Genomic DNA, 4,907 nt, shown 5'->3' on the forward strand with positions numbered 1-4,907 from the left:
GAACTTTATGTCAACACCTTTTTAGTTTTTAGACAGTCTGACGGTAAATTGTATGAGTAGTGGCAGATTGCGTGGTAGTTTCCTGTCAAACCGCAGTGCAGTTTGAGCGGGATACAAACCTTGATATTTAATACTTTTTCTGCCATTACTTATACAAAATGTTGTATGCCCGTGCTTTCTTTTCGGTCAGCGATGGGGCAGCCATACTCTTTGACAAGTTTTGGTCTGTGCGATTGCCTTGCGCGACTTGGCAATGTGTATGGGTGCATGTGTCAGGCATTTTCTGTATTAATTTCTCCTTTTAATTCTTCTTGATCAAAATAATAAGCTCCGCTAATTTCTAATCTCCCAGGATAATTAGCGCTGAATGATCGTCCCCCAATTATTTGTTTTTCTCCCAATACTGTCCAAACAATTTTTAATTTATTCTCATTTAGAAACTTCAAAAAAGAATCCTTCCGAACAAGTAAGTAGGATTTCGAATTATGATAAACATTTGAAGAAAAACATTGTATCACTTTAGATTTGTCAATAAATTCTCCTTCTCTTTGGCTATATTTTAAATTCATACCCTTATGGACAACGGTACTTGGTTTTAAAAAACTAATAGTTTCTTCTTTTGATTTATCAAATTCTTCCTCCCATAAAAAGCCTTGTGCAGTTACATTAACCTTAGCAATATACTCTCCTGATTCCTTATCGTGAACATCTGACCATTCAGTCCCTCCATAATATTCAGTCATGAAATATTCTTGTGCTGGTGACCAAAAATATTCTCTACTGAACATTTCATATCTATCACCACTTTCAGGCATCCAACGCCCCATGAAATTTTGTCTAACAGCCCAATCCTTAAATGAATTGAATTCATCATCTTTAACAAGGTAGCTTCTTATTTGACACCAAAGTTCTTTGTGTGGTTGATCCCATTTTTCTTCGCCTATCTTCTTGGGTTCAGACCAAGAAGGGAAACCTTCTAAAACTAGCCATTCTTCACCCTTTTCATCTTTTAATTGGATCATTTCACCCATATTAGGTAAGACACTTTTATCATTTACCCAACTTTCATTAGTACATTCCCAGTTAAATATTTTGTTGTGAACCCACCAGAACTCCTCAGATTGTTCTTCATTATAACTTCCAATATCTCTTACATAAGGATCCCAAGGGCCATCATATGGTTTTACTTTGTTATCCCCCCATCTTTCCAATTTTATAAAATTATCGGTCAAAAAAGCCATGTATTCATAATAAGCTATCCATTGATATTTTTTCCCAATTCTTTCGTGTGGAGTGGTATTTCTTCCTCTTCCAGTTCCAATTTCTTTGTCAAAATCTAAATGCAGTTTAGGTGACCACCCTAAGTCAATAACTTTTGAAAGAATTATTCTTTGTGCAATACTCAAATCAAAAGTTTCCATTTTATCTGTAATATTATTATAATCATCTAAATATGGTTCAATGTCTTTTTCATACTCTTCTTTTAATGCTTGAGTTAGCATTTCCTTAAATTCATTTCTTTGTTCTTCCACACTGGAATTAAAATCATCTAATGATTCCGTCAATTCATCATCTCCTAGTTCGGTTAAATCATCTGAGAATAAGTCACTAAAATTAACTTCAGATAAATCTATTTTCATGCCTTCTAAATACTCAATTTGCTTAGAAGATAATTTAGTTTTGAAGTCTTCATAGACTTGTTTCTTATTGATTATTGTTTCCCCTAATCTAGAGCTTGACCAATCAGATTGATGATTGGTTCCAATTGTATATCTTGCAAAATCTCCAAACCCCATGACTGATTGCCATAAATCCCAATATTGATCATTATCATATTTTTCCTTTAATTCTTCATACGATGGAATATTATCTGGCCAATTACTTTGATATGGTGGACGAACTTTTGATATTTCGAAACTCAATTCGACACCAAGGTAATACGCATATTCAATAGCTCCTCTAGCGTAATCTCTTAATAATATGTGTGGAATTACACCTGTAATGGTGCTATTAAATACTATTTTGAAATTATATTCACATATTTCCGCTATTTTCTCTCTTTGATTTGTTCTAATTACGCATCCATAGGCAACAGCGAATAGCCGCTCATAAACAAAAGGATCGTTAACTCCTTCAAACATTTTTAAGAGTTCTAGCAATACATCAAGTCTATTTTGCAGTAAAGAAATTAATGCTTTTGTAGAACAATCCCTGAGTTTTCTATTGGTGGAAGTGTGAAACCATGCCAAAGTGATACTAGAAAGCAGAACAGATTCATCAGAAATGTGTGATTTATCCGTTTGATTCCATGCCCAATCTACAAGCCGTTTTACTGATGAGTCATCACTATATCTATATTTGAGAAATTGTGTCCAATTAGCATCTCGTTCAGCAAGGGAGAGTTTTATTAAATGATTATTTAGAGAACGAGCATTAAAGAAGTGATTTGGTATTCCTGTAACCGAAAGAATAGTTTCCCAGAAAAAATCATGCGTGCCTTGATACAAAAAGACATATTCATTTACATACTTCTTCGATTCTTCATTAATAGTTTCAACTTTTCTCCAAAGCAAACTTTCAACAAAGGATTCTATAATCGGGTATTTGTCTTTAAAATCAGGAATAAGAGTATAAAACTCGAATCCTTCTTTTTCAGGGACTTGCACTGAAAAAGCTTCAATCAACCCTTTGTGCATATAAATTGCATTTTCATCTTTTACGTAATTGAAGAGGTGCCCGCCTACTTTAAACTCGTTTTCTAATTCAGGATGTTGTAAGAGTAAATATTGGACAGTTAAATGATCTTCAAATCGCTCATAAGCCAAATAAACTCCTTCTTCATTATCATTCTCCTCTTTCCAAAAAATATTTTTTGACAATACACCTTCAGTAATTAAATCATCAATAAAACCTTTTTTGTCAATAAAGCCTGAAATGGATTCATCAATAACTTGATAAGCTGCATCGTATGGTACATATCTAAGTTGGTTATCAACTTTGTACTTAATTAAAGCATGAATTGAATTTTGTACTAGCTTTAAGCTATCAGAGTATCCAACTCTTTTGGGTTTTGATAAAACGATATTTACGTTTTTAATAAAAAAGTTTATAATCGAGGTAATTCCTTGAAGACCATCAGGAATACGGGTTAATCCAGCTTTGTTAATTCCTTCACAAAATAGTTTCAAAAAAAGGGGATTTTGGAATTCGGGATGTAACAATGGAACGTTAGGTAATTCAATTTTATAATTATTAAAAAATAATTTACTCGCTTCATATTCGACATTCCTAAATCCATAGTGATGGTGTTCAACAATATCTAGATTAGCTCTTTCGTCTTCAGGTAGAATCAAATTTTTGTAAGACGTTCTTATAGTTAATACGAGTCCAAGCCATTCATATTTTTTTATCTCATTAATGAAGCTATTTACAAAGTCGTTCCAGAAGTAGTTTCCTTTTCCTTCATTGATTGCATCAATAAAAAGAATAATTCTCTTTCCTGACGTTTCAGCTCGTTGATTTAGTTTACTTAGAAAGTCTACTGCTTTGGAGTTGATTTGTAGTCGTTTAAAAATTTGTGTCCATGGGTCTTCTTCTGTAACAAAATGTTGACCAAGAAGAAAAACACTTTCATGTTCTTTATTAATTCTTTTTGAAACTATATCTCCAATCAAATGTGATTTTCCGATACCAGCTTCACCATCTAGCAGTAAAAAAGGATTATTCGCAAGTTTAAATGAAGAACCATGAATTAAATTTTTAAAATTCGAAAGCTCATGCTCGAATTCTCTAATGTTTCTTAACTCGGTACCATATTTTTGATAATATTGGTAATCATTTTTTTCTTTTTGAAGTTTTCTTTCTTCCGCTAAGTAATAATCATAGATTTTTCGAACTGAACTCTGAGCATTATTTAACAAACTTTCAAACTCATCTATTGGAAGAGATATGGTTCCTAAGAATTCAGTTTTATGAAACAAAGTCTGTAACTCATCAAAGGCATTTTCTAAACTCTCAAGAGCTTCTTTTACTTTAGACTGATCTTTTAATATCTTTTTCCCTTTTATCAGAAACTGGTCAAAAAGCTTTGTTGCTTTCCTTTTGAACTCTTCAGTTCTTCCCAACCCTTCGAAGATTTCGGATACTTCAAGTTTTACATTTAACTCTGGGGTATACCTTTTTCCAAGATCATCAATTGATGATTCACATTGCTCCCTGAACCAGTTTTGATTAGGTTGAAATGTTAGCTCCGACTTTATTTCTTCTATTTTATCGTCAATTTTTCTTGAAAGGTGACTGGAAATGTTATTTGTAATACTTTCGACTGTTACTTCAATTCCTAGTCTTTTGGCCTTTAACTCCTGCAAGTATACATAGGTGAACAATAAAAGCATTACTACTATGAGAATAAGGCTCCACCAAGGAAGATTAATACTAAGATAAAAGTGAACGATCTTCCAAAAAAGTTTTTGCCAGTATCCTTCTGAGCTTTCTTGGAATTGGTTTGTAACTTTAATCCAGAAGTCCAGTTTTTTCGCAAATTCTCCTAAAATGAATAAGCCTGTAGGTACTGCAATACTCCAATACGTTTTTCGTAGTCTTAATTTTAGAATCCATGATAGTATCCATTCAATTATTGACTTTATCTGGTCTATTTTATTCATTAAATTCAGTTTCAATTCTTTGTTGAGCGTTGGCTAAAAAATAGCTCTTTTGGTTTTTTAAGTGTTTGGTCTTGTGTCGGCAAAAACCAAATGTGCTATTTGTGCGTTGGCTTTTTTAGCATGGCATACAACGTTCAGGCTATGAAGCGTAAGTGATATTAATTGTACTCACTTCCAAATTTCACAAAGCCAAAGCGTTGTATTTGTTTTTATCTTTTTCATTACAAAAGCTAAATCAACGAT

At 32.8% G+C, this 4,907-nt stretch carries 1 protein-coding gene; it reads right to left on the reverse strand.

Annotation, left to right across the window (positions count from 1 at the left end; translation table 11 throughout):
• Positions 1-272: 272 nt before the first annotated feature.
• Entirely contained in the window at positions 273-4,664 is a 4,392-nt protein-coding gene (gene avs2, locus ACT29I_RS25515; RefSeq protein ID WP_444794838.1) for an AVAST type 2 anti-phage system protein Avs2, read from the reverse strand.
• Positions 4,665-4,907: the final 243 nt, after the last annotated feature.

Origin of the sequence: Saccharicrinis sp. GN24d3 (genome assembly GCF_052400645.1) — a bacterium.
Taxonomy (GTDB): Bacteria; Bacteroidota; Bacteroidia; order Bacteroidales; family Marinilabiliaceae; genus Saccharicrinis.